Source organism: Klebsiella michiganensis, from assembly GCF_015139575.1.
In the GTDB taxonomy this organism is placed as follows: domain Bacteria; phylum Pseudomonadota; class Gammaproteobacteria; order Enterobacterales; family Enterobacteriaceae; genus Klebsiella; species Klebsiella michiganensis.
Genome location: NZ_AP022547.1, coordinates 1,151,316 through 1,172,906 on the forward strand (window position 1 = coordinate 1,151,316; position 21,591 = coordinate 1,172,906).

A 21,591-nucleotide genomic window follows, 5' to 3' on the forward strand; every position below is an offset into this window, starting at 1 on the left:
CAGGCCCAGGATTACAACATGGCAGCCACTTTTCCGGGCGTTTGCGCCGTGGTGCCGGCAGCCGGTTTTGGCCGCCGCATGCAAACGGAATGCCCTAAACAATATCTCTCAATCGGTAACAAAACGATTCTCGAGCACGCGGTCGCCGCGCTGCTGGCAAACCCCCTTATACAGCGGGTGGTGATTGCCGTCAGCCCGGGCGACGTTCGCTTCAGCCAACTGCCGTTGGCGAACCACTCCCAAATCACCGTTGTTGATGGCGGCACGGAACGCGCGGACTCCGTTCTCGCTGGCCTGAAGGTTCTTGGCGAAGCTGACTGGGTGCTGGTGCACGATGCCGCGCGCCCCTGCCTGCACCAGGACGATCTCAGCCGCCTGCTTCAGCTATGCCAAACCAGCCGTGCGGGCGGCATTCTGGCCGCTCCGGTTCGCGACACGATGAAGCGCGCGGAGCCGGGCAGGGCTGCCATCGCCCATACCGTTGAACGTAACGATTTATGGCACGCGCTGACGCCGCAATTTTTCCCTCGCGAACTGCTTGTTGATTGCCTGACGCGGGCGCTTAATGAAGGGGCGACCATCACCGACGAAGCCTCGGCGCTGGAGTACTGCGGCTTTCATCCTGAACTGGTCGCCGGACGAGCTGATAATATTAAAGTGACGCGCCCGGAAGACCTGGCGCTGGCCGAATTTTACCTTACCCGTTCCCGACACCAGGAGAAGGCTTAATGCGAATTGGACACGGTTTTGACGTACACGCTTTTGGCGGTGAAGGCCCAATCATCATCGGCGGCGTGCGCGTACCCTACGAGAAAGGGCTGCTGGCCCACTCCGACGGCGACGTCGCGCTGCACGCGCTGACCGATGCGCTGCTCGGCGCGGCGGCGCTGGGCGACATCGGCAAGCTGTTCCCGGATACCGACCCGGCCTTTAAGGGCGCCGACAGCCGCGAACTGCTGCGCGAAGCGTGGCGGCGGATTCAGGCGAAAGGCTATACCCTTGGCAACGTTGACGTCACCATTATCGCCCAGGCGCCAAAAATGCTGCCGCATATTCCCCAGATGCGCATCTTTATTGCCGAAGATCTCGGTTGCCATATGGACGATGTTAACGTCAAAGCCACCACCACGGAAAAGCTGGGCTTTACCGGTCGCGGCGAAGGCATTGCCTGTGAAGCGGTGGCGCTGCTGCGTAAGGCGGAGAAATGATCGCTTTTGACGAACTCACTTATCTGCATGGAAAACCGCTGAGCCAGGGGCTGCTAAAAGCCAACCCGGAGGACTTCGTGGTGGTTGAGGATCTCGGCTTTGCGCCTGACGGCGAAGGCGAGCATGTGCTGGTGCGTATTCTGAAAAACGGCTGCAATACACGTTTTGTTGCTGACGCGCTGGCAAAATTCCTTAAAATTCATGCGCGTGAAGTGAGCTTTGCCGGGCAGAAGGACAAACACGCGGTGACTGAACAGTGGCTGTGCGCCCGAGTGCCGGGCAAAGAGATGCCCGACCTGAGCAAATTTCAGCTTGAAGGCTGTCAGGTACTGGAGTACGCGCGCCATAAGCGCAAGCTGCGCCTCGGGGCGCTGAAGGGGAACCAGTTTACGCTGGTGCTGCGCGAAATCAGCGATCGCGACGATGTCGAAACGCGTTTACAGGCGATTGCTGAGCATGGCGTACCCAACTATTTTGGCGCCCAGCGCTTCGGTATCGGCGGCAGTAATCTGCTGGGGGCGCTGCGCTGGGCCGAGAGCGGCGCGCCGGTGCGCGATCGCAATAAACGCAGTTTTTGGTTGTCGGCGGCCCGCAGCGCATTGTTTAATCAACAGGTTGGTATTAGATTAAAAAAACCGGAATTTAATCAGGTTGTTGATGGCGATGCGCTACAATTAGCGGGGCGCGGAAGCTGGTTCGTTGCGGCCTCTGAAGAACTGACGGAACTCCAGGCGCGGGTAGATAACCGCGAGCTGATGATTACCGCTGCGCTTGTGGGCAGCGGCGACTGGGGAAGCCAACGGGATGCGCTGGCCGCCGAGCAGGCGGCAGTGGTCGAAGAGACGCAGCTACAGGCGCTGCTGGTGCGTGAAAAAGTAGAGGCCGCCCGCCGGGCGATGCTGCTTTATCCCCAGCAGATGAGCTGGAACTGGTGGGATGACGTTACCGTTGAACTGCGTTTCTGGCTGCCCGCGGGCAGCTTCGCCACCAGCGTAGTAAGGGAGCTTATCAATACAACGGGTGACTATGCGAATATTGCTGAGTAACGATGATGGGATTCATGCGCCGGGCATTCAGACCCTGGCAAAGGCCTTACGTGAATTCGCTGAGGTTCAGATAGTTGCACCCGATCGTAACCGCAGCGGAGCGTCGAACTCCCTGACGCTGGAATCTTCGCTTCGCACTTTCACTTTTGATAACGGCGATATCGCCGTACAGATGGGCACGCCGACGGACTGTGTTTATCTCGGGGTCAACGCCCTGATGCGGCCGCGTCCGGATATCGTGGTTTCCGGCATTAACGCCGGACCCAACCTCGGTGACGACGTCATCTATTCCGGCACCGTTGCCGCCGCGATGGAAGGCCGTCATCTGGGCTTTCCGGCGCTGGCCGTCTCGCTAAACGGCTATCAGCATTACGATACCGCCGCTGCGGTCACCTGCTCTATTCTGCGCGCTTTAAGCCGCGAGCCGCTGCGCACCGGGCGCATTCTCAATATCAACGTGCCGGATCTGCCTCTTGAGCAGATCAAAGGTATCCGCGTGACCCGCTGCGGCAGTCGTCATCCTTCCGACCAGGTGATCCCGCAAAAAGATCCGCGCGGCAATACGCTGTACTGGATCGGACCGCCGGGCGAAAAGTACGACGCCGGGCCGGATACCGACTTTGCCGCCGTGGATGAAGGCTATGTGTCGGTCACGCCGCTACACGTCGATTTAACCGCCCACGGCGCGCATGAGGTGGTTAGCGGCTGGCTGGATCGCGTTGGAGTTGATACGCAATGGTAAGTAAACGTGTTGAAAGTCTTCTCAATCAGCTCCGCACGCAGGGCATTATTGACGAGCGCGTGCTGAACGCGATCGCCATGGTGCCGCGAGAAAAGTTTGTTGATGAAGCCTTTGAACATAAGGCGTGGGAAAACACGGCGCTGCCGATTGGTCAGGGGCAAACCATCTCGCAACCCTACATGGTGGCGCGGATGACCGAGCTTCTGACGCTAACGCCGGAGTCCCGGGTGCTGGAAATCGGCACCGGCTCTGGCTATCAGACGGCGATTCTGGCGCATCTGGTGCATCACGTTTGCTCGGTTGAGCGAATTAAGAGTTTGCAGTGGCACGCGCGCCGTCGTCTTAAACAACTTGATTTACATAATGTTTCAACCCGTCACGGCGATGGATGGCAGGGTTGGCAGGCGCGTGCGCCGTTCGACGCGATTATCGTTACCGCCGCGCCGCCGGAAATTCCGGCCGCGCTGCTGGCGCAGCTGGACGATGGCGGCGTACTGGTGCTGCCGGTTGGCGAAGAGCATCAGTTCCTGAAGCGGATCCGTCGGCGCGGCAACGAGTTTGTCATTGATACTGTCGAAGCCGTGCGCTTTGTTCCCCTCGTGAAGGGGGAGTTAGCCTGAACCCGGATTATTCCAGGTTTTTTTGCCTGCATTTAGGCATAGGGTGGACACATTTTTCGTGTCCTGGCCGGGCGCCGTCCGGTGAGCAAGATATTGGTAGTTAACATATTCCTGGGGGATAAATGAGCGCGGGAAGCCCAAATTTTACCTTAAGCCGCATTGCGGCTTTATCACTGGTGTCACTGTGGCTGGCAGGCTGCAGCAGCTCCAACAATCCGCCTGCGCCGGTCAGCTCGGCTGGCGGGACTTCGTCTTCCAGCACGAATTCCGGAATGCTGATCACGCCTCCATCCAATAACGTTCCGCAGGCGCGCCCGGTACAAACGCAGCCGGTGCAGACGCAGCCCGCTCAGGTTCAGCCGATGGCTCAGGAGCCGGTACAAACGGTGAACGGCAAAATTGTCTACAACCGTAAGTATGGGGATATTCCGAAAGGTAGCTATACCGGCGGCAGTACCTATACTGTTAAACGCGGCGACACGCTATTCTATATTGCGTGGGTCACCGGGAACGACTTCCGCGACCTGGCGCAGCGTAATAATATCCCGGCGCCGTACGGTCTGAACGTGGGTCAGACGCTGCAGGTTGGCAACGCGTCCGGTCAGCCAATCACCGGAGATAACCCTGTCGCCCAGGCCAGCGTGAAGGCCAGCAGCGGCGGGATGTTAACCGCAAATTCTGCACAAAAATCCACCGCGGTGGTTGCGTCCCAACCAACTATTACGTATTCTGAATCTTCAGGTGAACAGAGTGCTAATAAGATGTTGCCGAATAACAAGCCTGCGACGACGACAACAACCGTTGCGCCTGTTACGGCCCCGGCTGTCAGCACAACCCAATCGACTGCAAGCAGTACGTCAACCAGTTCGCCGATCTCTTCATGGCGCTGGCCGACTGATGGCAAGGTTATCGAGAACTTTAGTGGTGCCGAAGGTGGCAATAAAGGTATTGATATTGCAGGCAGTAAAGGACAGGCTATTGTCGCGACCGCAGATGGGCGCGTCGTCTATGCCGGTAACGCACTGCGCGGTTACGGTAATCTTATTATCATCAAACACAACGATGATTACCTGAGCGCCTACGCACATAACGATACGATGCTGGTAAAAGAGCAACAAGATATCAAGGCGGGGCAGAAAATCGCTACCATGGGTAGCACAGGTACAAGTTCTACACGTTTGCATTTTGAAATTCGTTACAAGGGGAAATCCGTCAACCCGCTGCAGTATTTACCGCAGCGATAATTTGGCAAAGTACGGATAAGCTCAGTATCGCTAAAAGAGGCGCCAGGGCGGCCAGAATGCCTGCTTTACCGGGGCAGAAAAGGTTCTCGTCCGGGCGTCTTTTAAGTGATGTTTAGCGGAAGGTGCTTTGCTCAGGGATCACGGGTAGGAGCCATCTTTATGAGTCAGAATACGCTGAAAGTTCATGATTTAAATGAAGACGCGGAATTTGATGAGAACGGAGTCGAGGTTTTTGATGAGAAAGCCTTAGTTGAAGAGGAACCCAGTGATAGCGATCTGGCTGAGGAAGAGCTTCTTTCGCAGGGAGCAACCCAACGGGTGCTCGATGCGACGCAGCTTTATCTTGGAGAGATTGGTTATTCCCCACTGCTGACGGCCGAAGAAGAGGTTTATTTTGCGCGTCGCGCGCTGCGTGGTGACGTTGCGTCACGCCGCCGGATGATCGAAAGTAACCTGCGTCTGGTCGTCAAGATAGCCCGCCGTTACGGCAATCGCGGTCTGGCTCTGCTGGATCTGATTGAAGAAGGTAACCTGGGGCTGATTCGCGCAGTTGAGAAGTTTGACCCGGAACGTGGGTTCCGTTTTTCGACTTACGCGACCTGGTGGATTCGCCAAACGATTGAACGGGCGATCATGAACCAAACCCGTACCATTCGTTTACCTATCCATATCGTCAAAGAGCTGAACGTTTATCTGCGTACCGCACGCGAGTTGTCCCATAAGCTGGACCACGAGCCAAGCGCGGAAGAGATAGCCGAACAGCTGGATAAGCCAGTTGATGACGTGAGCCGGATGCTGCGTCTGAACGAGCGCATTACCTCGGTGGATACACCGCTGGGCGGCGACTCGGAAAAAGCGCTGCTGGATATTCTGGCCGATGAAAAAGACAACGGCCCGGAAGACACCACGCAGGACGATGATATGAAACAAAGCATCGTCAAATGGCTGTTCGAACTGAACGCCAAGCAGCGTGAAGTGCTGGCTCGTCGCTTTGGTCTGCTCGGCTATGAAGCCGCGACGCTTGAGGATGTGGGCCGCGAAATTGGCCTGACCCGCGAACGCGTGCGTCAGATCCAGGTAGAAGGTCTTCGCCGTCTGCGGGAGATCCTGCAAAGTCAGGGGCTGAACATCGAAGCGCTGTTCCGCGAGTAAGACACCTTTCTTAAAAAAGGCTCAATCCTTTGATTGGGCCTTTTTCTTTTTTGGGCCTCCGTCGCTTACGCGATCGCCGTCTCGTGGAGGTGCCGCCAGATGATTTTCTCTTCCTGCAGACGGAAAAGAACCGTCGACCAGCGCGCGGTTTCCGCTTTGCCTGGGAGAGCGTGTGTTTCCCGGTAGCTCACCGCTGCGCCATCGCGCCATTCGGCAAGTATGGCGGCACTATCGACGACAATCTTTAAGCCCGGACGGCTGGCGCGAGCCCCGTGAAAAAAGGCGCTGACCGCCTGATGATCCATGCGCATACCGTTTATCGGGATCATGGTAAAGTCCGGGCTAAAGCGACGCATCAGCGCGTCGGCGCTCCCGTCCCCCTGATTCAGCCAGTTTTCTATAGCAACGTGGGCCGCAATAACTTCCGCAATATAGCGATTCATTTGTTCTCCATTTTACCGTGCAGGCGCATGATTATCGCCCGGTTATCGAAGGTAAGGCAGCCCAGCAGCGGCGCCAGGGTCAACGCGGCGGCGGCGATAAATACGCCACGCCACGCCTGCGGCGTTGGCCAGTAAAGCAAAAAGGCGCTCAGTAAGGCTGCCAGTAGCGCAGATCCCATCAGGAAACTGAGCTGGCGGTTAAGATTCCACAGCGCGCTGGCGTCCGGCATATCGCCGTTCGCCACATTCAGAAACGCGCTGCTCTGGGCCGTACTGCTGCACAGGCTGCCGCCTGCGCCCATGAATATAAATGCCGCGATTAGCATACTGCTGGCGGTATGGGCATTGACGCCAGCCAGGGTGACGATCCCGACTGCCTGGAGAAGGCAGCCGACCGCGATAAGCGGGCGAGGGCCGAGACGATTGAAATAGCGGCCGGTCGTCGCGATCGCCACAAACGAGGCCAGCGACCACGGAAGCATCAGGGCGCCGATGGCGGAGGGCGACATCCCCGTCACGCTTTGTAAATAAAACATCCCGACGACATTGATGCCAATAAAAGTCCCCGGCACGCAGAGATAGACCAGCATTGAAAAGCGCAGCAGCGGATCGCGCAGTAGCGAGAGACGCAGGAGTTCCCCCGGCCGCGCGACGCGTCTCTCATCCTTAATCCACAGCGCTGCCAGTCCGAACGTCAGCAGCGCGATCGGCAGGCTGGCAAAGAAAACCCAGCGCCAGCTGAGCGATTGCACCAGCACCCCGCCGATCGCCGGCGAGCACGCCGGCGCCAGCAGCCCGACCAGCATCACCGCGGCGGAAAGTTTCGCCCGCTCGTGAGGCCTGAACTGTTGCCAGGTTAGCGACTGGCCTGGCGGAATCAATAGTCCGCCGCCCATCCCCTGCAGGGCGCGCCACATGACAAGGCTGGTCAACGAGTCGGCCATTCCTGCGGCCAGAGCCCCAAAGCTAAATATGCTGAGCGAAAGCAGGAATACCCGCCGGGTACCAAACTGCTGGCTGAGCCAGGGGCTAAATGGCAGTACCAGCGTGAGCCCGGCAATATAGCCATTGCTGACCCACGCCAGTTCGCCCACCGACGCGTGCAGCGTCCGGCCCATCGCCGGAAAGGCGACGCTGGCGATGAACATATTGATTAAGTCGAGAAAGAAACCCAGCAGAAAAACGGTTGCGACCTTGCTGCGATACGTCATTGATTAAACCCCCCGTGAAGGCCGCTACTGTAAACCTCAGCGTCAGGGCGAATAAACACGACATTCGGAGATATACTGTCTGAAATTTTTTGACAATTGGCGGCGCGATGCTGAACCTGCAGCGGATGAACATGTTTGTAGCGGTGGTCGATAGCGGAAGTTTTACCGCGGCGGCGACGGCCCTGGGGCAGACCAAGGCGGTGGTGAGTTTCAACATTCGCCAGCTGGAGAGCGAGCTGGGGGTTACGCTGCTGTTGCGATCGACCCGGCGGCTTACGCTGACGGAAGCCGGTTCGCTCTTCTATCATCGCGGGGTCGCGCTGCTGAAAGCGGCGGAAAACCTGCAGGACGACGTCCGGGGCAGCCATGTGGGGTTGAGCGGTGAACTGCGGATCACAACGACGCCAGAATATGGCGCGCAGGTGATTATCCCGGCGCTGGCGGAGTTCAGCCAGCGGCATCCAGCGCTCCGCGTGCGCCATGTTTCTTCTTCTCACCACGCGGATTTAATCTCCGAACGGTTTGACGTGGCGATTCGCCTCGGGACGCTGGCGGATTCGCGCTACCGCGCGGCGCTGATATCGCGTTTTGCCATCGTCCCGGTTGCTGCCCCATCATGGCTGGCGCAGCATCCTGTAAAGACGCTTGAGGAGCTGGCCCACGCGGCGTGGATTATTCATGAACGTCTGACCGCGCCGCTCCGCTGGCCGCTTACCGGGCCCGATGAGGAGAGCATCGCCTTCGAGATTAAACAGGCGCCGCGGCTGTCGGCAGATAGCGCCAGTGCGCTGATGGCCTTTGCGCTGGCGGGCAGCGGCATCGCGCTGCTGCCCGAATGGCTGGTGGCCGCTGCGCTGGCAGACAGCGCGCTGGTGAAGGTGATGCCGGCGTTTAGCTTTCCGCGCCAGGGGGTGTACGCGGTTTACCCAGACGCGCAGCACGTTCCCGTCAGGGTCCGGGCGTTTATTGATTTTCTCCGCGAGCGCCTGGGTTAATTGGGTTCTCGCGCTATCAGCTTGTGGATGATTTGCGAAAACTGCTGGCGCTCTTCATCGTTCAGCCGACCTAAAAATTCTTCATCAACGGCGTTACCCAGCGGCATTGAGCTTGCCAGTAGCGCTTCGCCTTCTGCGGTTAAATAGACAAACCGACGGCGTTTGTCCGCCGGATCGTGTTCGCGACGAACCAGACCGCGGCTCTCCATTCGGCTCAGCATCTCCGCCAGCGTCGCTTTCGTGCTGACCGCCGCTTCCGTTAGCGTCACCTGTTCAATGCCGGGATGTTCGGCAATGGAACGCATCACCGCATACTGCGGTTTGGTGAGGTCCGGCAGTTCAAGCTGCCAGCGGGCGGTGTGCTGCTGAAAAAGCTGGCGTAGCAGGTGAAACGCCTCGTTTTTTAACTCCATGACAACTCCGTAATCAAACCGTCGGTTCTATGATAGCCGTTCGGGAGGCGTTTTAGCATTTTTCCTGTTTTGATGAAAAATGCGGCCGTGTACGAACGCACTTGCACGAAAAGCTCATCAAGCGTAGTTTTAATAAAAACGTTCGTATACGAACAATTGTGAGGCGATGATGAAGCTAATTGTAGGGATGACCGGAGCGACGGGTGCTCCGCTGGGCGTGGCGCTGCTCAAAGCGCTTCGAGAGATGCCGGAAGTGGAAACGCATCTGGTGATGTCAAAGTGGGCCAAAACCACCATTGAGCTGGAAACGCCTTACAGCGCCCGTGAAGTGGCTGCGCTGGCCGATTTCTCGCACAGTCCGGCGGACCAGGCCGCCGTCATCTCATCGGGTTCGTTTCGTACCGACGGCATGATCGTTATCCCCTGCAGTATGAAAACGCTGGCGGGTATCCGTGCCGGTTATGCCGAGGGGCTGGTGGGGCGGGCCGCGGACGTGGTGCTGAAAGAGGGGCGTAAGCTGGTGCTGGTGCCGCGTGAAATGCCGTTGAGCACGATCCATCTGGAAAACATGCTGGCCCTGTCACGCATGGGGGTGGCGATGGTGCCGCCCATGCCCGCTTATTACAACCATCCCAAAACCATTGAGGACGTCACTGACCACGTTGTCGCGCGGGTGCTGGATCAGTTCGGTCTGGAGTATCACAAAGCGCGCCGCTGGAGCGGGTTGCGGGCGGTAGAGAATGTATCACAGGAGAATGAATAATGGCTTTTGATGATTTGCGCAGCTTTTTGCAGGCGCTGGACGACCAGGGGCAACTGCTGAAAATTAGCGAAGAAGTGAACGCGGAGCCGGATCTGGCCGCGGCGGCAAACGCGACCGGGCGCATCGGCGATGGCGCTCCCGCGCTGTGGTTTGACAATATTCGCGGTTTTACCGATGCGCGCGTGGCAATGAACACCATCGGTTCCTGGCAGAACCACGCTATCTCGCTGGGGCTGCCGCCGAATACGCCGGTGAAAAATCAGATCGACGAATTTATTCGTCGTTGGGATAAATTTCCGGTGACGCCGGAGCGGCGGGCAAACCCGGCGTGGGCGGAAAATACCGTCGACGGCGAGGCGATTAATCTGTTCGATATTCTGCCCCTGTTCCGTCTCAATGACGGCGACGGCGGCTTTTATCTCGACAAAGCCTGCGTGGTTTCTCGCGATCCTCTCGACCCGGACAATTTTGGTAAGCAAAACGTCGGTATTTACCGTATGGAGGTGAAGGGCAAACGTAAACTCGGCCTGCAGCCGGTACCTATGCACGATATCGCTCTGCATCTGCACAAAGCGGAAGAGCGAGGTGAAGACCTGCCGATTGCCATTACCCTGGGTAACGATCCGATTATCACCCTGATGGGCGCCACGCCGCTGAAATACGATCAGTCGGAATATGAGATGGCCGGCGCGCTGCGTGAAAGCCCGTACCCAATCGCCACCGCGCCGCTGACCGGCTTCGACGTACCGTGGGGGTCAGAGGTGATCCTCGAAGGGGTGATTGAAAGCCGCAAGCGCGAAATTGAAGGCCCGTTCGGCGAATTTACCGGCCACTACTCGGGCGGCCGTAATATGACGGTGGTGCGTATCGATAAGGTTTCTTACCGCAGCAAGCCGATTTTCGAGTCCCTCTATCTCGGTATGCCGTGGACCGAGATCGACTACCTGATGGGCCCGGCCACCTGCGTACCGCTGTATCAGCAGCTGAAGGCTGAGTTCCCGGAGGTGCAGGCCGTCAACGCGATGTACACCCACGGCCTGCTGGCGATTATCTCCACCAAAAAACGCTACGGCGGCTTTGCCCGCGCGGTGGGTCTGCGGGCGATGACCACGCCGCACGGCCTGGGCTACGTGAAGATGGTGATCATGGTTGATGAAGACGTCGACCCGTTCAACCTGCCGCAGGTGATGTGGGCGCTGTCGTCGAAGGTCAACCCGGCGGGTGACCTGGTGCAGTTGCCGAATATGTCGGTCCTGGAGCTTGATCCAGGCTCCAGCCCGGCGGGGATCACCGACAAACTGATTATCGACGCCACCACGCCGGTTGCGCCCGATCTGCGCGGCCACTACAGCCAGCCGGTACAGGATCTTCCTGAAACCAAAGCCTGGGCTGAAAAACTGACCGCCATGCTGGCCAACCGTAAATAAGGAGAAGAAGATGATTTGTCCACGCTGCGCCGATGAACATATTGAAGTGCTGGCAACATCGCCGGTAAAAGATGTCTGGACGGTATTTCAGTGCCAGCACTGTTTCTACACCTGGCGGAATACTGAACCGCTACGCCGCACCAGCCGGGAACATTATCCGGAAGCGTTCCGCATGACCCAAAAGGATATCGATGACGCGCCAATGGTGCCGCATATTCCGCCGCTGCTGGCGGAAGATAAACGCTAAAATCAACGGGGTCCGCTTAGTCGGGCCTTTTTATATTTAGTTAATCAATGCAAAATATTTATTAATTAAATTTTCAAATTGCATAAAAGGTTAATAGAGCAGATACGTTTGCGAGCCATCTTCCAGTTTATAATAAAATCAACGGGTTTGATAAATTACCGATAAGCTTCGCGGCCGGGAAAATATAGAATAGCGGCGGGTGCTTGAGGCTATCTGGCTTTGAGCATTGACAAGGATTCAGATAGACGAAAGCCCCAGAAGATATTTCTATCAACTGAGGCTGACGAATGAACCTGAACAATTCAGATGTTAGTCTCTTCTTTGCAGGGAGGCAAGACATGCTAACAAAATATGCCCTTGTGGCAATCGTCGTACTGTGTATTACGGTACTGGGATTTACGCTTTTGGTGCGCAGCTCGCTATGCGAACTCAGTATTAAAGAGCGTAGTATGGAGTTTAAAGCTGTTCTCGCTTACGAATCGAAGAAATAGCATCAGCGCGGGGGCAACCCCGCGTATTGGTTGTCAGGATGCATCCTCTCGCACCCAGTTTGCATTTGTTAAAACGGCAGCACCGCAGGGCGCTGCCGTTTTTTCACGTTAAACGAGAACTACACCAGGCTCTTCAGGCGATAGATCCACTCCAGCGCCTGGCGCGGAGTCAGCGAATCCGGGTCAAGATTCTCCAGCGCTTCAACCGCGGGCGAGGTCTCTTCCGGAGCGGAAAGCAGCGACATCTGGGTACCGTCCACCTGCGTGGCGGCAGCGCTCGGCGCAATGCTTTCCAGCTCGCGCAGCTTCTGCCGCGCGCGTTTAATCACCTCTTTCGGCACACCGGCCAGCGCGGCAACCGCCAGACCGTAGCTCTTACTGGCCGCACCATCCTGCACGCTGTGCATGAAGGCGATGGTGTCGCCGTGCTCCAGAGCATCAAGATGGACGTTGGCCACGCCTTCCATTTTCTCCGGCAGCTGGGTCAGCTCGAAGTAGTGGGTGGCAAACAGGGTCAGGGCCTTAATCTTGTTCGCCAGATTTTCCGCGCAGGCCCACGCCAGCGACAGGCCATCGTAGGTCGAGGTGCCACGACCGATTTCATCCATCAGCACCAGGCTATGCTCGGTGGCGTTATGCAGAATATTGGCGGTTTCGGTCATCTCTACCATAAAGGTTGAGCGGCCGCTGGCCAGGTCATCCGCCGCGCCGACGCGGGTGAAAATACGATCGATGGGGCCGATGTCGACTTTTTCCGCCGGAACGTAGCTGCCGATATACGCCAGCAGGGCGATCAGCGCGGTCTGACGCATATAGGTACTTTTACCGCCCATATTCGGACCGGTGATAATCAGCATTCTCCGCTGCGGGGCGAGGTGCAGCGGGTTAGCGATGAACGGCTCTTTCAGAACCTGCTCAACCACCGGATGGCGGCCTTCGCTGATACGAATACCCGGCTTATCGCTAAAAGTCGGGCAGCAGTAGTTGAGGGTCTCCGCGCGCTCGGCGAGGTTCACCAGCACATCGAGCTCCGCCAGCGCGCTGGCGCTCTGCTGCAGATCGCCAAGATGCGGCAGCAGCATATCGAAAAGTTCATCGTACAGCTGCTTTTCCAGCGCCAGCGCCTTCCCTTTGGAGGTTAGCACTTTGTCTTCATACTCCTTCAGCTCAGGAATAATATAGCGCTCGGCGTTCTTGAGGGTCTGGCGACGGACGTAGTGGATCGGCGCATGCTGGCTCTGACCGCGGCTAATCTGGATGTAGTAGCCGTGGACGGCGTTGTAGCCTACCTTCAGCGTGTCCAGCCCCAGACGCTCGCGCTCGCGAACTTCCAGTCTGTCGAGGTAATCGGTCGCGCCATCGGCCAGGCTGCGCCACTCATCGAGTTCCGCGTTATAGCCGGGGGCGATAACGCCGCCGTCGCGAACCAGTACCGGCGGCGCATCGATAATCGCCCGTTCCAGCAGTTCGCGCAGCTCGCTAAATTCCCCCATCTTTTCCCGGAGCCGCTGTACTGGCGCGCAGTCGACGTCCCCCAGCATCGCGCGCAGTGCCGGCAGCTGCTGGAAAGCGTGACGCATACGGGCTAAATCGCGAGGGCGGGCGGTGCGCAGCGCCAGGCGTGCCAGAATACGTTCGAGGTCGCCGACCTGGCGCAGTACCGGCTGCAGCTCGGTGTAATGTTCCTGCAGCGCGCCGATGGTCTGCTGACGTTCTACCAGCACGGCGGTGTCGCGCGCCGGCATATGCAGCCAGCGCTTAAGCATACGGCTGCCCATGGGAGTCACGGTACAGTCGAGCACCGAGGCCAGCGTATTATCAAAGCCGCCGGCCAGGTTCTGGGTGATCTCCAGATTGCGGCGGGTGGCCGCATCCATAATGATGCTGTCCTGCTGGCGCTCCATCGTGATGGAGCGGATATGCGGCAATGACGTGCGCTGGGTGTCTTTGACGTACTGCAGCAGGCAGCCGGCGGCGCACAGGCCGCGCGGGGCGTTTTCAACGCCGAACCCAACCAGATCGCGCGTGCCGAACTGGAGATTGAGCTGCTGGCGCGCGGTGTCGATTTCAAATTCCCACAGCGGACGGCGGCGCAGGCCGCGGCGGCCCTCAATCAGCGACGACTCGGCAAAATCCTCCGCGTACAGCAGCTCGGCGGGGTTGGTGCGCTGAAGCTCCGCCGCCATCGTTTCGCGGTCAGCGGGTTCGCTCAGGCGAAAACGTCCGGAGCTGATATCGAGGGTGGCGTAGCCAAAACCTTTACTGTCCTGCCAGATGGCGGCCAGCAGATTGTCCTGGCGTTCCTGCAGCAGCGCTTCATCGCTAATGGTACCCGGGGTCACAATGCGGACGACTTTGCGTTCAACCGGCCCTTTGGTGGTTGCCGGATCGCCAATCTGTTCGCAAATGGCCACCGACTCGCCCTGATTAACCAGCTTAGCCAGATAGTTCTCTACCGCGTGGTGGGGGATCCCGGCCATCGGAATCGGTTCGCCCGCGGAGGCGCCGCGCTTCGTCAGCGAGATATCCAGCAGCTGCGATGCGCGTTTCGCATCGTCATAGAACAGTTCGTAAAAATCACCCATCCGGTAAAACAGCAGAATCTCCGGGTGCTGGGCTTTCAGCTTGAGATACTGCTGCATCATCGGGGTGTGGGCGTCAAGATTCTCTAGTGTACTCATCAGTTTTTGCTGTCCATTTTCTGAAGTTTTAATGAGTTAGCGGAGTTTATTGTTTTCATGACGTCGCGCTATCGCTCATCGGTTCCCGTGAAACTGTGCATTTCTGTTTATTGACTCATGAGCCGCATGATAACGGAGTCTTCAGGTCAGGAAAACAAGAAGCAGCGGCGGTATGCCGGAGGGGGAGGTCGCAGCGGAAAAAGGCTATACTGGCGAATGCAGGTCGATGGTATAGACGGGGAGACATCCGTTTTCACCGGCGTCGTACGCCTCGCGTTATTTCCCTTATTCCGTCTACTTTTCACCGTTGCGTGTAGCAGAAAAGGGGCTTTGTTAATAAAATGTGATCTGTGTTACAATTCTCTTACCATCAATATCTTTCGTTTATCCTCTATTAATTACCTTTCGTAATTTGTTTTTAGGATATATCTCAGCATTCTGCGAGTTAATTTCCTATGGTGGCATTGTTCGCGAGGTTAAATCTTTTTTTAATTCCTTTGTAAATGTATCTCTTTTTACCTAAAAAATGATTTGTTAGTATTTTTGTCGACCAGGGGATCTGGCTTTAATTAAATTATTAATATTAATTAATAGTCTAATTATTGAAACGGATTTTTCGGTGATGCGGAGGGCTGCAAATTGTTATGAGAGTATAACTCAGCAATTTTATAGCTCCTTACTCTTTAGGATAAAAATTTATAACGCAGGAATTTTCTATGAAACTGAATAAAGTTGCTATGGCTGTGGCATTAACTGCTGCTCTCGGCTCAATGTCTGCACTGGCTGATACCACTAATGGTCAGATTGAGCTTCAGGGTGAGCTGGTGAATACCGCGTGTGGTTTAGCGCCGTCGTCCAGCCCGGTAACCGTTGATTTTGGTCAGGTTCCAGTTTCCCTGCTGCAAGGCGGTGGTCAGGCAACTGAAACCAAAAACATCGAGCTGCAGTATTGCGATACCACCATCGCCAGCAGCGCCGTTGTTTCCTATACCCCGACTTCGGTTAACCCGAACGATCCTACTCTGGCTGCCTTTACTTCTGGTACCGCATCTGGTGCAGGTATCGGCCTGAAAGACAGCGCTAGCCAGACTGTGACCTGGGGCGCGCAGACCACGCCGGTCACCCTGGTCGATGGTACTAACACCATTCCTTTCGTGGCCTTCCTGAAAGCGGAAGCGGCAGCGAGCGGTTCTACCACTACCGTAACCGCGGGTGCATTCCAGTCAACGATCAATTTCACTATCGATTATCAATAATCGATTTTGAGTTATCGCTCGCGGGGAGGTTTCTCCCCGCGATATTGGATGGTGTACCCGATAATATGGAATTCTGAGTATGGTTAAGGATACAGAGAAAAAGAGACTGATGGCGCTATTCGTATCGGTATTACTCTTTTCCGGACATGCTTCGAGTACTAATTTTACGCCCGGACAGCTGGCGCTTTCGGGGGAGCTGGTTGCTGCCGCCTGCGATATTGATCCCAGCTCGCGGGAGCTATGGGTGGATTTCGGCAACATATCCGCTCGCGATATTAATATGGATCAAGAAGGCAAGCTCGTCCGGCCTTTTCTGGTGCGCTTAGTGGGCTGCGCGTCTTACGGCAGCGAAAATCAATCAACGCCCGGTGCTTATGCCACGATTACTTTTACCGGCAATGCGTCATCGCAGGACCCGACCGTATTAATTCCGGATGGGGAAGGAAAGGGGTTTGGTATACAGATTCGCGATCGCCGTGGGGAAGTTTTAACTTTTGGAGAACCCTCCTCGGGATATCTGCTAAGTGATGAGAATAATACGCTGAAATTCACCGCTTCGCTGGTTCCGGTTCAGCAACATATTAAGGCTGGGGATTTTTACGCCGTCACTCGTTTTTATATGGATTACAACTAGACGCAAGCCAGCTATTGCTGTTGTAGCTTGTTTACCGCGCACGATATTTTACTGAATGATTCGGGATGAATAGTCATGTCAGCAGAACTAAAAATAAAAATAATCCTCTCTCAGATGCTTTTTTTCTGCTGTGCTTCTATGGCTTGTGCCTCAACCGACGTGGAATTCAATACCGACGTACTGGATGCCGCCGATCGCGACAATATCGATTTAACCCGTTTCGCCACCGACAACTATGTCCCGCCGGGCGAGTACTTATTAGATATTAAAATAAATGGCCAGGCGGTGGGGCAGCAAAAGGTTCGCTATCTGGCTTCTAAGGACCAGAAGCATACCCAGGCCTGCATTAACGGCGAAATTCTTGCCAGATTGGCGTTGAAAGAAGAAGCGCAGAAAAAGGTCGCACAGCCGTTTGCCGATTGCTATGACCTGCTGAGCCTTCCTGGCGCTACGCTCAGCAACTACGCCGGGGTGCTGGACATCACCGTCCCGCAGGCGTGGATGAAATACAACGATCCGAACTGGACGCCGCCGGAGCGCTGGGACCAGGGCATCGGTGGTTTTTTGCTCGACTACAGTCTGACCGGGCAATATACCCGCCAGCTTGATATGCATGAAGATTACACCACCCTGAGCGGATACGGCCAGACCGGGTTTAACCTCGGCGGCTGGCGTTTGCGCGGCGAATATCAGACCAGCTATTACAGCGCGACGCATCAATTTGATTTCGACATGAATCAGATCTACGCCTACCGTCCGCTGCCGATGATGGCGGCAAAGCTGACGGCGGGGGAGATCTACCTTGATTCTCAGGTCTTCGACACCGTGCGCTTTACCGGGCTTAATCTCGCCAGCGATGAGCGTCAGCTGCCGCCAAACCTGCAGGGCTACGCGCCGGAAATTCGCGGCCTGGCCAAGACCAACGCCAAAGTGACGGTGAAGCAGAGCGGGCGCATTATTTATGAAACGACGGTTCCCGCCGGGCCGTTTAACATTCAGGATTTACGCAGCTCGGTGCGCGGTACGCTGGATGTTCAGGTGGAGGAGCAGGACGGTTCCATTTCAACCTTCCAGGTTAACACCGCCAACATTCCTTACCTTACGCGTCCCGGCTACGTGCGTTACAACGTGGCTGTCGGCGCGCCGTCCCGCTATAACCATAAAATTCAGGGGCCAGGTTTCGCTTCCGGTGATTTCTCCTGGGGGATAACCAACGCCTGGTCGCTGTACGGTGGTTTACAAAGCGCAGGGGCGGAATATACCGCGGTCTCCGCCGGTATTGGTCGCGATCTCAGCGTACTGGGCGCGCTCTCGCTTGACGCCACCGAATCCTACAGCCAGCAGTCAAACCAGAAGCGGCTTAAAGGCACCTCGTTTAAGCTGAGCTATGCGAAAACGTTCGACGAATATAACAGTTCAATTACCTTCGCCGGCTATCGCTTCTCTCAGGAAGATTTCCGCTCTTTCTCGCAATATCTCAACGAGCGTTACGAGGGTTACGACAGCCTTGGCCGTGAAAAAGAAGTCTATACCATCACCGGGAATAAAACGTTCTGGGCCGATGAGCCAGGCAAAGCGACTACCGTCTTTCTGACCTATACCCACCAGAATTACTGGAATCGAAGCAGCCAGGATCGCTACGGCATCTCGTTAGGGCGCTCGTTTAACGTCGGTAATATTCGCGGGATCACCACCAATATTTCGGCCTACCGTTCCGATTACGAAGGGCGTAAAGACGACTCTATTGCTTTCTCGCTTTCCATTCCCGTTGGCGATAGCAAATGGAGCGGTCTCGACGTACAGACCAATAACGGCAAAACCAGCCCGATGCTCTCGTACACCGACAGCAGCGACTACAACAACCTGTGGCGACTGCGTGCCGGGGCGAGCCAGAGCGGCTATGCCAACGTCGACGGCTACTATCAGCGCCGCTCGCAGTATGCCGAAATCAACAGCAACGCCAGCTATCAGCAGGATCACTACGTTTCCCTGAGCAGCACCCTGCGCGGCGGCTTTACCGCTACCCGGCACGGGGCGGCGATCCACAACAGCGGCGCGACGCTTAACACGGCGCGCGTGATGGTGAATACCAACGGTATCGGCGACGTTCCGCTCAATGACGGTAAATCAAGAACCAACAATTTCGGTATTGCCGTTATTCCGGACATCGTGAGCTACAACAGCTTTGATACCCGTGTTGATGTCGATGCGATGTCGGAATCCATCGAACCGGCAAAGGCCATCAGCACTGCCACGCTGACCGAAGGTGCCATTGGCTATCAGACCTTTGGCATGGCCAAGGGCGAAAAAATGATGGGGATTATTCGCCTGGCTGACGGTACCTATCCACCGTTCGGCGCGGAAGTTATCAACGGCGATGGCGTGAGCGTCTCCATGATTATGGAAGGTGGCCAGGGATGGCTGGCGGGGGTGAATCCTCAGGAGCTGCTAAGCGTAGTGTGGAGCGGGAAAAAGCAGTGCCAGATTGCCATCCCGCCGACCATCGTGCGTCGTTCGACAGCCGCGCTATTGCCGTGTAAATGACAGTGACAGTAATAAAAGGCCAAAAATGAGCATAACAAGCAACAAATTCTGCTGGATGGGCGTTGTGATGCTGGCGGCGGTAAGCGGTACCGCTCAGGCAGGGGTTTCGCTGGATCGCACGCGTCTTATCATCACCGGTAAAGACAGCTCGGCGAGCGCGAATTTAACCAACACCAGCCCGGATATTCCTTTCCTCGCGCAATCGTGGGTTGAGGACAGCAAGGGCAACAAAATTACCTCTCCGCTGGTGGTGCTGCCGCCTTTACAGCGGATTAACGGCGGGCAAAAAGGGGTGGCGCGGGTCACCAAAACTGACGGTATTAACCAACTGCCGCAGGACCGGGAAAGCCTGTTTTATTTAAGCGTGCGCGAAATCCCGCCCAAGCCGGATAAAGCGAATGTCCTGCAGTTAGCCATGCAGTCGCGGATTAAATTATTTTACCGCCCGACGGCCATTATTCCCAAAAGCAAAAGCGAGATTTGGCAGGACCAGGTCGTCTTTCAAAAGAGCGGCAATAAGATGACCGCGCAAAACCCGACGCCCTATTACATCACCATTATTAGCTTGTCCCGCGTTAAGGGTGAAAAAATCACTAAGTTTCCGGGGATTATGATTGCGCCGAAGTCCAGCATGGAGTTCAGCGTAACCGACGGCGGCGTGCGAGATTTCGCCATGATGTATGTGAACGATTATGGCGGTCATCCGGAGCTGAAATATCGCTGTGAAGGAAATACCTGTAAAGCGCTGCCGCCATCGCAGCAAGGGTAATTAAAGAGGAACCTGATGATGAAAACGCGTCTATCGCTATTAGCACTGTTTGTATTCGGTATCAGTATGCCAGCGCTGGCCGACGCTGATATTCCGCTACAGCCACAGCACTATAACCGGGATCATCAGGGGGAAGATGGCGGTAACGTGATATTCAATGGCTCAGTTTATGCCTCGCCTTGCGTGCTGGCGCCGCAGAGCCGCCTGCAGATTATCGAGATGGGTGAAATCAGCGCCCGCCGTTTTCATCAGGCCGGCGACCGGAGCCAGCCGGTGCTGGTTCGCGTCGAACTCAGAGATTGCCTGAAAGGCGCCTCGCAGGCGCGCGACAGCATCGCCTCACGGACGACGGGCAGCAGCAAGCATCTCTACACCACCGGCGAGCAGGCGGTTCAGCTCACTTTTATCGGCGAATCGGATGAACATAATCGCCAGCTGCTGCGCCTGACCGGCAGCATCTCAGGAGCCGGTATTCGCCTGCTGGATGTCAAAGAACGGGCGCTGGATATTAATCAAACGCAGCCGCCGTTTATTGTGAAAACCGGCGATAGCAGCCTGACGTTTATTGCCGTGCTGGAGTCAACCGGACGAAACGTGACCGCGGGCAACTTTAGCGGACTGCTGCGTTTAAAAATGGAGTATCTCTGATGACGACGATGGTTATCGGGCGAAAATCTTGCGTCACGCTTTTACTCTGCGGCGGCTTATTATCCCTTGACGCCAGCGCGGCGATTGAAGGGGAAATTACGCCGGTCGGCGGACCTAAAATGTATAATATTGACGTGGTCAATCAGGATATTACCAATAACAGCATTGGGGCAACGATTCCTTATGAATTTTCATTGGGCGAGCAATATTCTGGTATAGCCAGCTGTACCATTCCCATGGAAAACCAGGCGATTTATTACTCTGCGACAGCCTCGCTGATGCAGCAGGGAAGCGCGTCGGGCTATTTAAAGCTCAATGATTATATGGATGTCAAAATTGAAATTTATATCCGTGGTAAGCGCATGGATTATTTTGCGGTGCCTTTTTATAATGAGCCGAATAACGCTTTTCAGAATAAATGCGTTCCGCCAACTACCCAGTTTAATAACTTTGAGTCCGGCGCCAAGGGGCGGGTAACGTTTATGATTACTAAGCCTATTGTCAACGGCGTTAACCTGTTGGGTACAGAAATCGCCAAGCTTTACGGCCGCCTGGGGAACTATAGCTCAGGAATGGGCAGCACCCCGATGTCGATTATCTCGATTAATTCCGGGGTCATTACCGTTCCGGATAAATGCATTGTCAACTCAGGTTCACCGATCGTCGTTGATTTTGATACCATCCCCAGTTCGGGGTCGCTGCTAAATGGCAATAATTACAGCCGGTCCGTGCCGATTCAGGTGAAATGCGAAGGGGGAAGTTTCGCGAACGGTAATTTAAATATTCGCCTGGGCATTCAGCAGGCCAATACCGCCAGTTTTAATAGCGATTATTTAGGGACCACCGGCGCCGTCGATCGATCCAATCTTGGCATTATTCTGAAAGATTCAGGCGGCAGTTTAGTGGCCGCGAATAGATTTTATGACGTGCCGGGTTTTAATAATAATCAGGGAACCTGGAATCTGACCGCCGCGCCGATTGCCAATGCCGGGACCAACGTTCTCGAAGGGGATTTCCAGGCATCGGCCACCGTGGTCGCTGAGTTTCAGTAAGGGGG

At 55.9% G+C, this 21,591-nt stretch carries 22 protein-coding genes; 18 read left to right on the plus strand and 4 right to left on the minus strand.

Going from position 1 to position 21,591, the window contains the following annotated elements; translation table 11 throughout:
• The first annotated feature begins 18 nt into the window (after nt 1-18).
• From ispD to rpoS, 7 genes are all read left to right on the plus strand, one after another.
• Nucleotides 19-729 (plus strand): 2-C-methyl-D-erythritol 4-phosphate cytidylyltransferase, encoded by a 711-nt coding sequence (gene ispD / locus JLG71_RS05535; RefSeq protein WP_200914013.1) that lies wholly within the window; start codon nt 19-21, stop codon nt 727-729.
• Nucleotides 729-1,208, plus strand: coding sequence for a 2-C-methyl-D-erythritol 2,4-cyclodiphosphate synthase (gene ispF / locus JLG71_RS05540; protein ID WP_004853615.1), 480 nt, complete (start codon nt 729-731; stop codon nt 1,206-1,208). The genes ispD and ispF overlap by 1 nt, the downstream gene beginning before the upstream one ends.
• A complete protein-coding gene (gene truD / locus JLG71_RS05545) occupies nt 1,205-2,254 on the plus strand; it encodes a tRNA pseudouridine(13) synthase TruD (RefSeq protein ID WP_014226586.1) in 1,050 nt (349 codons plus the stop codon). The genes ispF and truD overlap by 4 nt, the downstream gene beginning before the upstream one ends.
• A complete protein-coding gene (gene surE / locus JLG71_RS05550; protein ID WP_004124266.1) occupies nt 2,235-2,996 on the plus strand; it encodes a 5'/3'-nucleotidase SurE in 762 nt (253 codons plus the stop codon). The genes truD and surE overlap by 20 nt, the downstream gene beginning before the upstream one ends.
• Complete coding sequence (locus JLG71_RS05555; protein WP_009651549.1) at nt 2,990-3,616, plus strand: protein-L-isoaspartate(D-aspartate) O-methyltransferase; 627 nt, start codon at nt 2,990-2,992, stop codon at nt 3,614-3,616. The genes surE and JLG71_RS05555 overlap by 7 nt, the downstream gene beginning before the upstream one ends.
• Nucleotides 3,617-3,798: 182 nt before the next feature.
• On the plus strand, nt 3,799-4,860 hold the full coding sequence (nlpD, locus tag JLG71_RS05560; RefSeq protein ID WP_223852525.1) for a murein hydrolase activator NlpD: 1,062 nt from the start codon (nt 3,799-3,801) through the stop codon (nt 4,858-4,860).
• Between the two features lie 159 nt (nt 4,861-5,019).
• Nucleotides 5,020-6,012 (plus strand): RNA polymerase sigma factor RpoS, encoded by a 993-nt coding sequence (gene rpoS, locus JLG71_RS05565; RefSeq protein WP_004104962.1) that lies wholly within the window; start codon nt 5,020-5,022, stop codon nt 6,010-6,012.
• A gap of 65 nt (nt 6,013-6,077) precedes the next feature.
• On the opposite strand, the gene JLG71_RS05570 is transcribed toward rpoS, so the two are convergent.
• A complete protein-coding gene (locus JLG71_RS05570; protein WP_032751032.1) occupies nt 6,078-6,455 on the minus strand; it encodes a DUF4440 domain-containing protein in 378 nt (125 codons plus the stop codon).
• Nucleotides 6,452-7,666: an MFS transporter gene (locus tag JLG71_RS05575; protein ID WP_200914014.1), complete on the minus strand. Its 1,215-nt coding sequence runs from the start codon at nt 7,664-7,666 to the stop codon at nt 6,452-6,454. Before JLG71_RS05575 ends, JLG71_RS05570 begins: the two co-directional genes overlap by 4 nt.
• A gap of 107 nt (nt 7,667-7,773) precedes the next feature.
• Between JLG71_RS05575 and JLG71_RS05580 the strand changes: the two genes are divergently transcribed.
• Entirely contained in the window at nt 7,774-8,661 is an 888-nt protein-coding gene (locus JLG71_RS05580) for a LysR family transcriptional regulator (RefSeq protein ID WP_014839360.1), read from the plus strand.
• On the opposite strand, the gene JLG71_RS05585 is transcribed toward JLG71_RS05580, so the two are convergent.
• Nucleotides 8,658-9,074: a MarR family winged helix-turn-helix transcriptional regulator gene (locus JLG71_RS05585; protein WP_004853601.1), complete on the minus strand. Its 417-nt coding sequence runs from the start codon at nt 9,072-9,074 to the stop codon at nt 8,658-8,660. The genes JLG71_RS05580 and JLG71_RS05585 overlap by 4 nt on opposite strands.
• A gap of 169 nt (nt 9,075-9,243) precedes the next feature.
• Between JLG71_RS05585 and JLG71_RS05590 the strand changes: the two genes are divergently transcribed.
• The 4 genes from JLG71_RS05590 to JLG71_RS05605 all read left to right on the plus strand — a co-directional run bounded on the left by JLG71_RS05590 (nt 9,244) and on the right by JLG71_RS05605 (nt 12,002).
• Nucleotides 9,244-9,837 carry a non-oxidative hydroxyarylic acid decarboxylases subunit B gene (locus JLG71_RS05590; protein WP_103813869.1) on the plus strand — a complete coding sequence of 198 codons (594 nt, stop codon included), beginning with the start codon at nt 9,244-9,246 and terminating at the stop codon, nt 9,835-9,837.
• Nucleotides 9,837-11,264, plus strand: coding sequence for a non-oxidative hydroxyarylic acid decarboxylases subunit C (locus JLG71_RS05595; protein ID WP_004853598.1), 1,428 nt, complete (start codon nt 9,837-9,839; stop codon nt 11,262-11,264). The genes JLG71_RS05590 and JLG71_RS05595 overlap by 1 nt, the downstream gene beginning before the upstream one ends.
• Nucleotides 11,265-11,274: 10 nt before the next feature.
• Nucleotides 11,275-11,511 carry a non-oxidative hydroxyarylic acid decarboxylases subunit D gene (locus JLG71_RS05600; protein WP_004853596.1) on the plus strand — a complete coding sequence of 79 codons (237 nt, stop codon included), beginning with the start codon at nt 11,275-11,277 and terminating at the stop codon, nt 11,509-11,511.
• A 338-nt stretch (nt 11,512-11,849) separates the two neighbouring features.
• A complete protein-coding gene (locus JLG71_RS05605) occupies nt 11,850-12,002 on the plus strand; it encodes a Hok/Gef family protein (RefSeq protein WP_009651623.1) in 153 nt (50 codons plus the stop codon).
• Between the two features lie 119 nt (nt 12,003-12,121).
• Here JLG71_RS05605 and mutS read toward each other — a convergent pair whose 3' ends face one another.
• Entirely contained in the window at nt 12,122-14,683 is a 2,562-nt protein-coding gene (gene mutS / locus JLG71_RS05610; RefSeq protein WP_116281025.1) for a DNA mismatch repair protein MutS, read from the minus strand.
• Nucleotides 14,684-15,399: 716 nt separating this feature from the next.
• Between mutS and JLG71_RS05615 the strand changes: the two genes are divergently transcribed.
• The 6 genes from JLG71_RS05615 (at nt 15,400) to JLG71_RS05640 (ending at nt 21,586) form a co-directional block, all read left to right on the plus strand.
• Entirely contained in the window at nt 15,400-15,939 is a 540-nt protein-coding gene (locus tag JLG71_RS05615) for a fimbrial protein (RefSeq protein ID WP_004124241.1), read from the plus strand.
• Nucleotides 15,940-16,018: 79 nt separating this feature from the next.
• On the plus strand, nt 16,019-16,573 hold the full coding sequence (locus tag JLG71_RS05620) for a fimbrial protein (protein WP_014226579.1): 555 nt from the start codon (nt 16,019-16,021) through the stop codon (nt 16,571-16,573).
• A 75-nt stretch (nt 16,574-16,648) separates the two neighbouring features.
• Nucleotides 16,649-19,117, plus strand: a complete 2,469-nt coding sequence (locus tag JLG71_RS05625) for a fimbria/pilus outer membrane usher protein (RefSeq protein WP_014839357.1) — start codon at nt 16,649-16,651, stop codon at nt 19,115-19,117.
• A gap of 25 nt (nt 19,118-19,142) precedes the next feature.
• On the plus strand, nt 19,143-19,886 hold the full coding sequence (locus JLG71_RS05630) for a fimbrial biogenesis chaperone (protein ID WP_032720410.1): 744 nt from the start codon (nt 19,143-19,145) through the stop codon (nt 19,884-19,886).
• A gap of 18 nt (nt 19,887-19,904) precedes the next feature.
• Entirely contained in the window at nt 19,905-20,534 is a 630-nt protein-coding gene (locus JLG71_RS05635) for a fimbrial protein (RefSeq protein WP_004137363.1), read from the plus strand.
• On the plus strand, nt 20,534-21,586 hold the full coding sequence (locus tag JLG71_RS05640) for a fimbrial protein (RefSeq protein ID WP_049083777.1): 1,053 nt from the start codon (nt 20,534-20,536) through the stop codon (nt 21,584-21,586). The genes JLG71_RS05635 and JLG71_RS05640 overlap by 1 nt, the downstream gene beginning before the upstream one ends.
• Nucleotides 21,587-21,591: the final 5 nt, after the last annotated feature.

What these genes read in the sequence shown, in the direction of transcription:
- ispD (WP_200914013.1), top strand. Translation starts at nt 19, where the DNA reads ATGGCAGCCACTTTTCCGGGCGTTTGCGCCGTGGTGCCGGCAGCCGGT.
- ispF (WP_004853615.1), top strand. Translation starts at nt 729, where the DNA reads ATGCGAATTGGACACGGTTTTGACGTACACGCTTTTGGCGGTGAAGGC.
- truD (WP_014226586.1), top strand. Translation starts at nt 1,205, where the DNA reads ATGATCGCTTTTGACGAACTCACTTATCTGCATGGAAAACCGCTGAGC.
- surE (WP_004124266.1), top strand. Translation starts at nt 2,235, where the DNA reads ATGCGAATATTGCTGAGTAACGATGATGGGATTCATGCGCCGGGCATT.
- JLG71_RS05555 (WP_009651549.1), top strand. Translation starts at nt 2,990, where the DNA reads ATGGTAAGTAAACGTGTTGAAAGTCTTCTCAATCAGCTCCGCACGCAG.
- rpoS (WP_004104962.1), top strand. Translation starts at nt 5,020, where the DNA reads ATGAGTCAGAATACGCTGAAAGTTCATGATTTAAATGAAGACGCGGAA.
- JLG71_RS05570 (WP_032751032.1), bottom strand. Translation starts at nt 6,455, where the DNA reads ATGAATCGCTATATTGCGGAAGTTATTGCGGCCCACGTTGCTATAGAA.
- JLG71_RS05575 (WP_200914014.1), bottom strand. Translation starts at nt 7,666, where the DNA reads ATGACGTATCGCAGCAAGGTCGCAACCGTTTTTCTGCTGGGTTTCTTT.
- JLG71_RS05580 (WP_014839360.1), top strand. Translation starts at nt 7,774, where the DNA reads ATGCTGAACCTGCAGCGGATGAACATGTTTGTAGCGGTGGTCGATAGC.
- JLG71_RS05585 (WP_004853601.1), bottom strand. Translation starts at nt 9,074, where the DNA reads ATGGAGTTAAAAAACGAGGCGTTTCACCTGCTACGCCAGCTTTTTCAG.
- JLG71_RS05590 (WP_103813869.1), top strand. Translation starts at nt 9,244, where the DNA reads ATGAAGCTAATTGTAGGGATGACCGGAGCGACGGGTGCTCCGCTGGGC.
- JLG71_RS05595 (WP_004853598.1), top strand. Translation starts at nt 9,837, where the DNA reads ATGGCTTTTGATGATTTGCGCAGCTTTTTGCAGGCGCTGGACGACCAG.
- JLG71_RS05600 (WP_004853596.1), top strand. Translation starts at nt 11,275, where the DNA reads ATGATTTGTCCACGCTGCGCCGATGAACATATTGAAGTGCTGGCAACA.
- JLG71_RS05605 (WP_009651623.1), top strand. Translation starts at nt 11,850, where the DNA reads ATGCTAACAAAATATGCCCTTGTGGCAATCGTCGTACTGTGTATTACG.
- mutS (WP_116281025.1), bottom strand. Translation starts at nt 14,683, where the DNA reads ATGAGTACACTAGAGAATCTTGACGCCCACACCCCGATGATGCAGCAG.
- JLG71_RS05615 (WP_004124241.1), top strand. Translation starts at nt 15,400, where the DNA reads ATGAAACTGAATAAAGTTGCTATGGCTGTGGCATTAACTGCTGCTCTC.
- JLG71_RS05620 (WP_014226579.1), top strand. Translation starts at nt 16,019, where the DNA reads ATGGTTAAGGATACAGAGAAAAAGAGACTGATGGCGCTATTCGTATCG.
- JLG71_RS05625 (WP_014839357.1), top strand. Translation starts at nt 16,649, where the DNA reads ATGTCAGCAGAACTAAAAATAAAAATAATCCTCTCTCAGATGCTTTTT.
- JLG71_RS05630 (WP_032720410.1), top strand. Translation starts at nt 19,143, where the DNA reads ATGAGCATAACAAGCAACAAATTCTGCTGGATGGGCGTTGTGATGCTG.
- JLG71_RS05635 (WP_004137363.1), top strand. Translation starts at nt 19,905, where the DNA reads ATGAAAACGCGTCTATCGCTATTAGCACTGTTTGTATTCGGTATCAGT.
- JLG71_RS05640 (WP_049083777.1), top strand. Translation starts at nt 20,534, where the DNA reads ATGACGACGATGGTTATCGGGCGAAAATCTTGCGTCACGCTTTTACTC.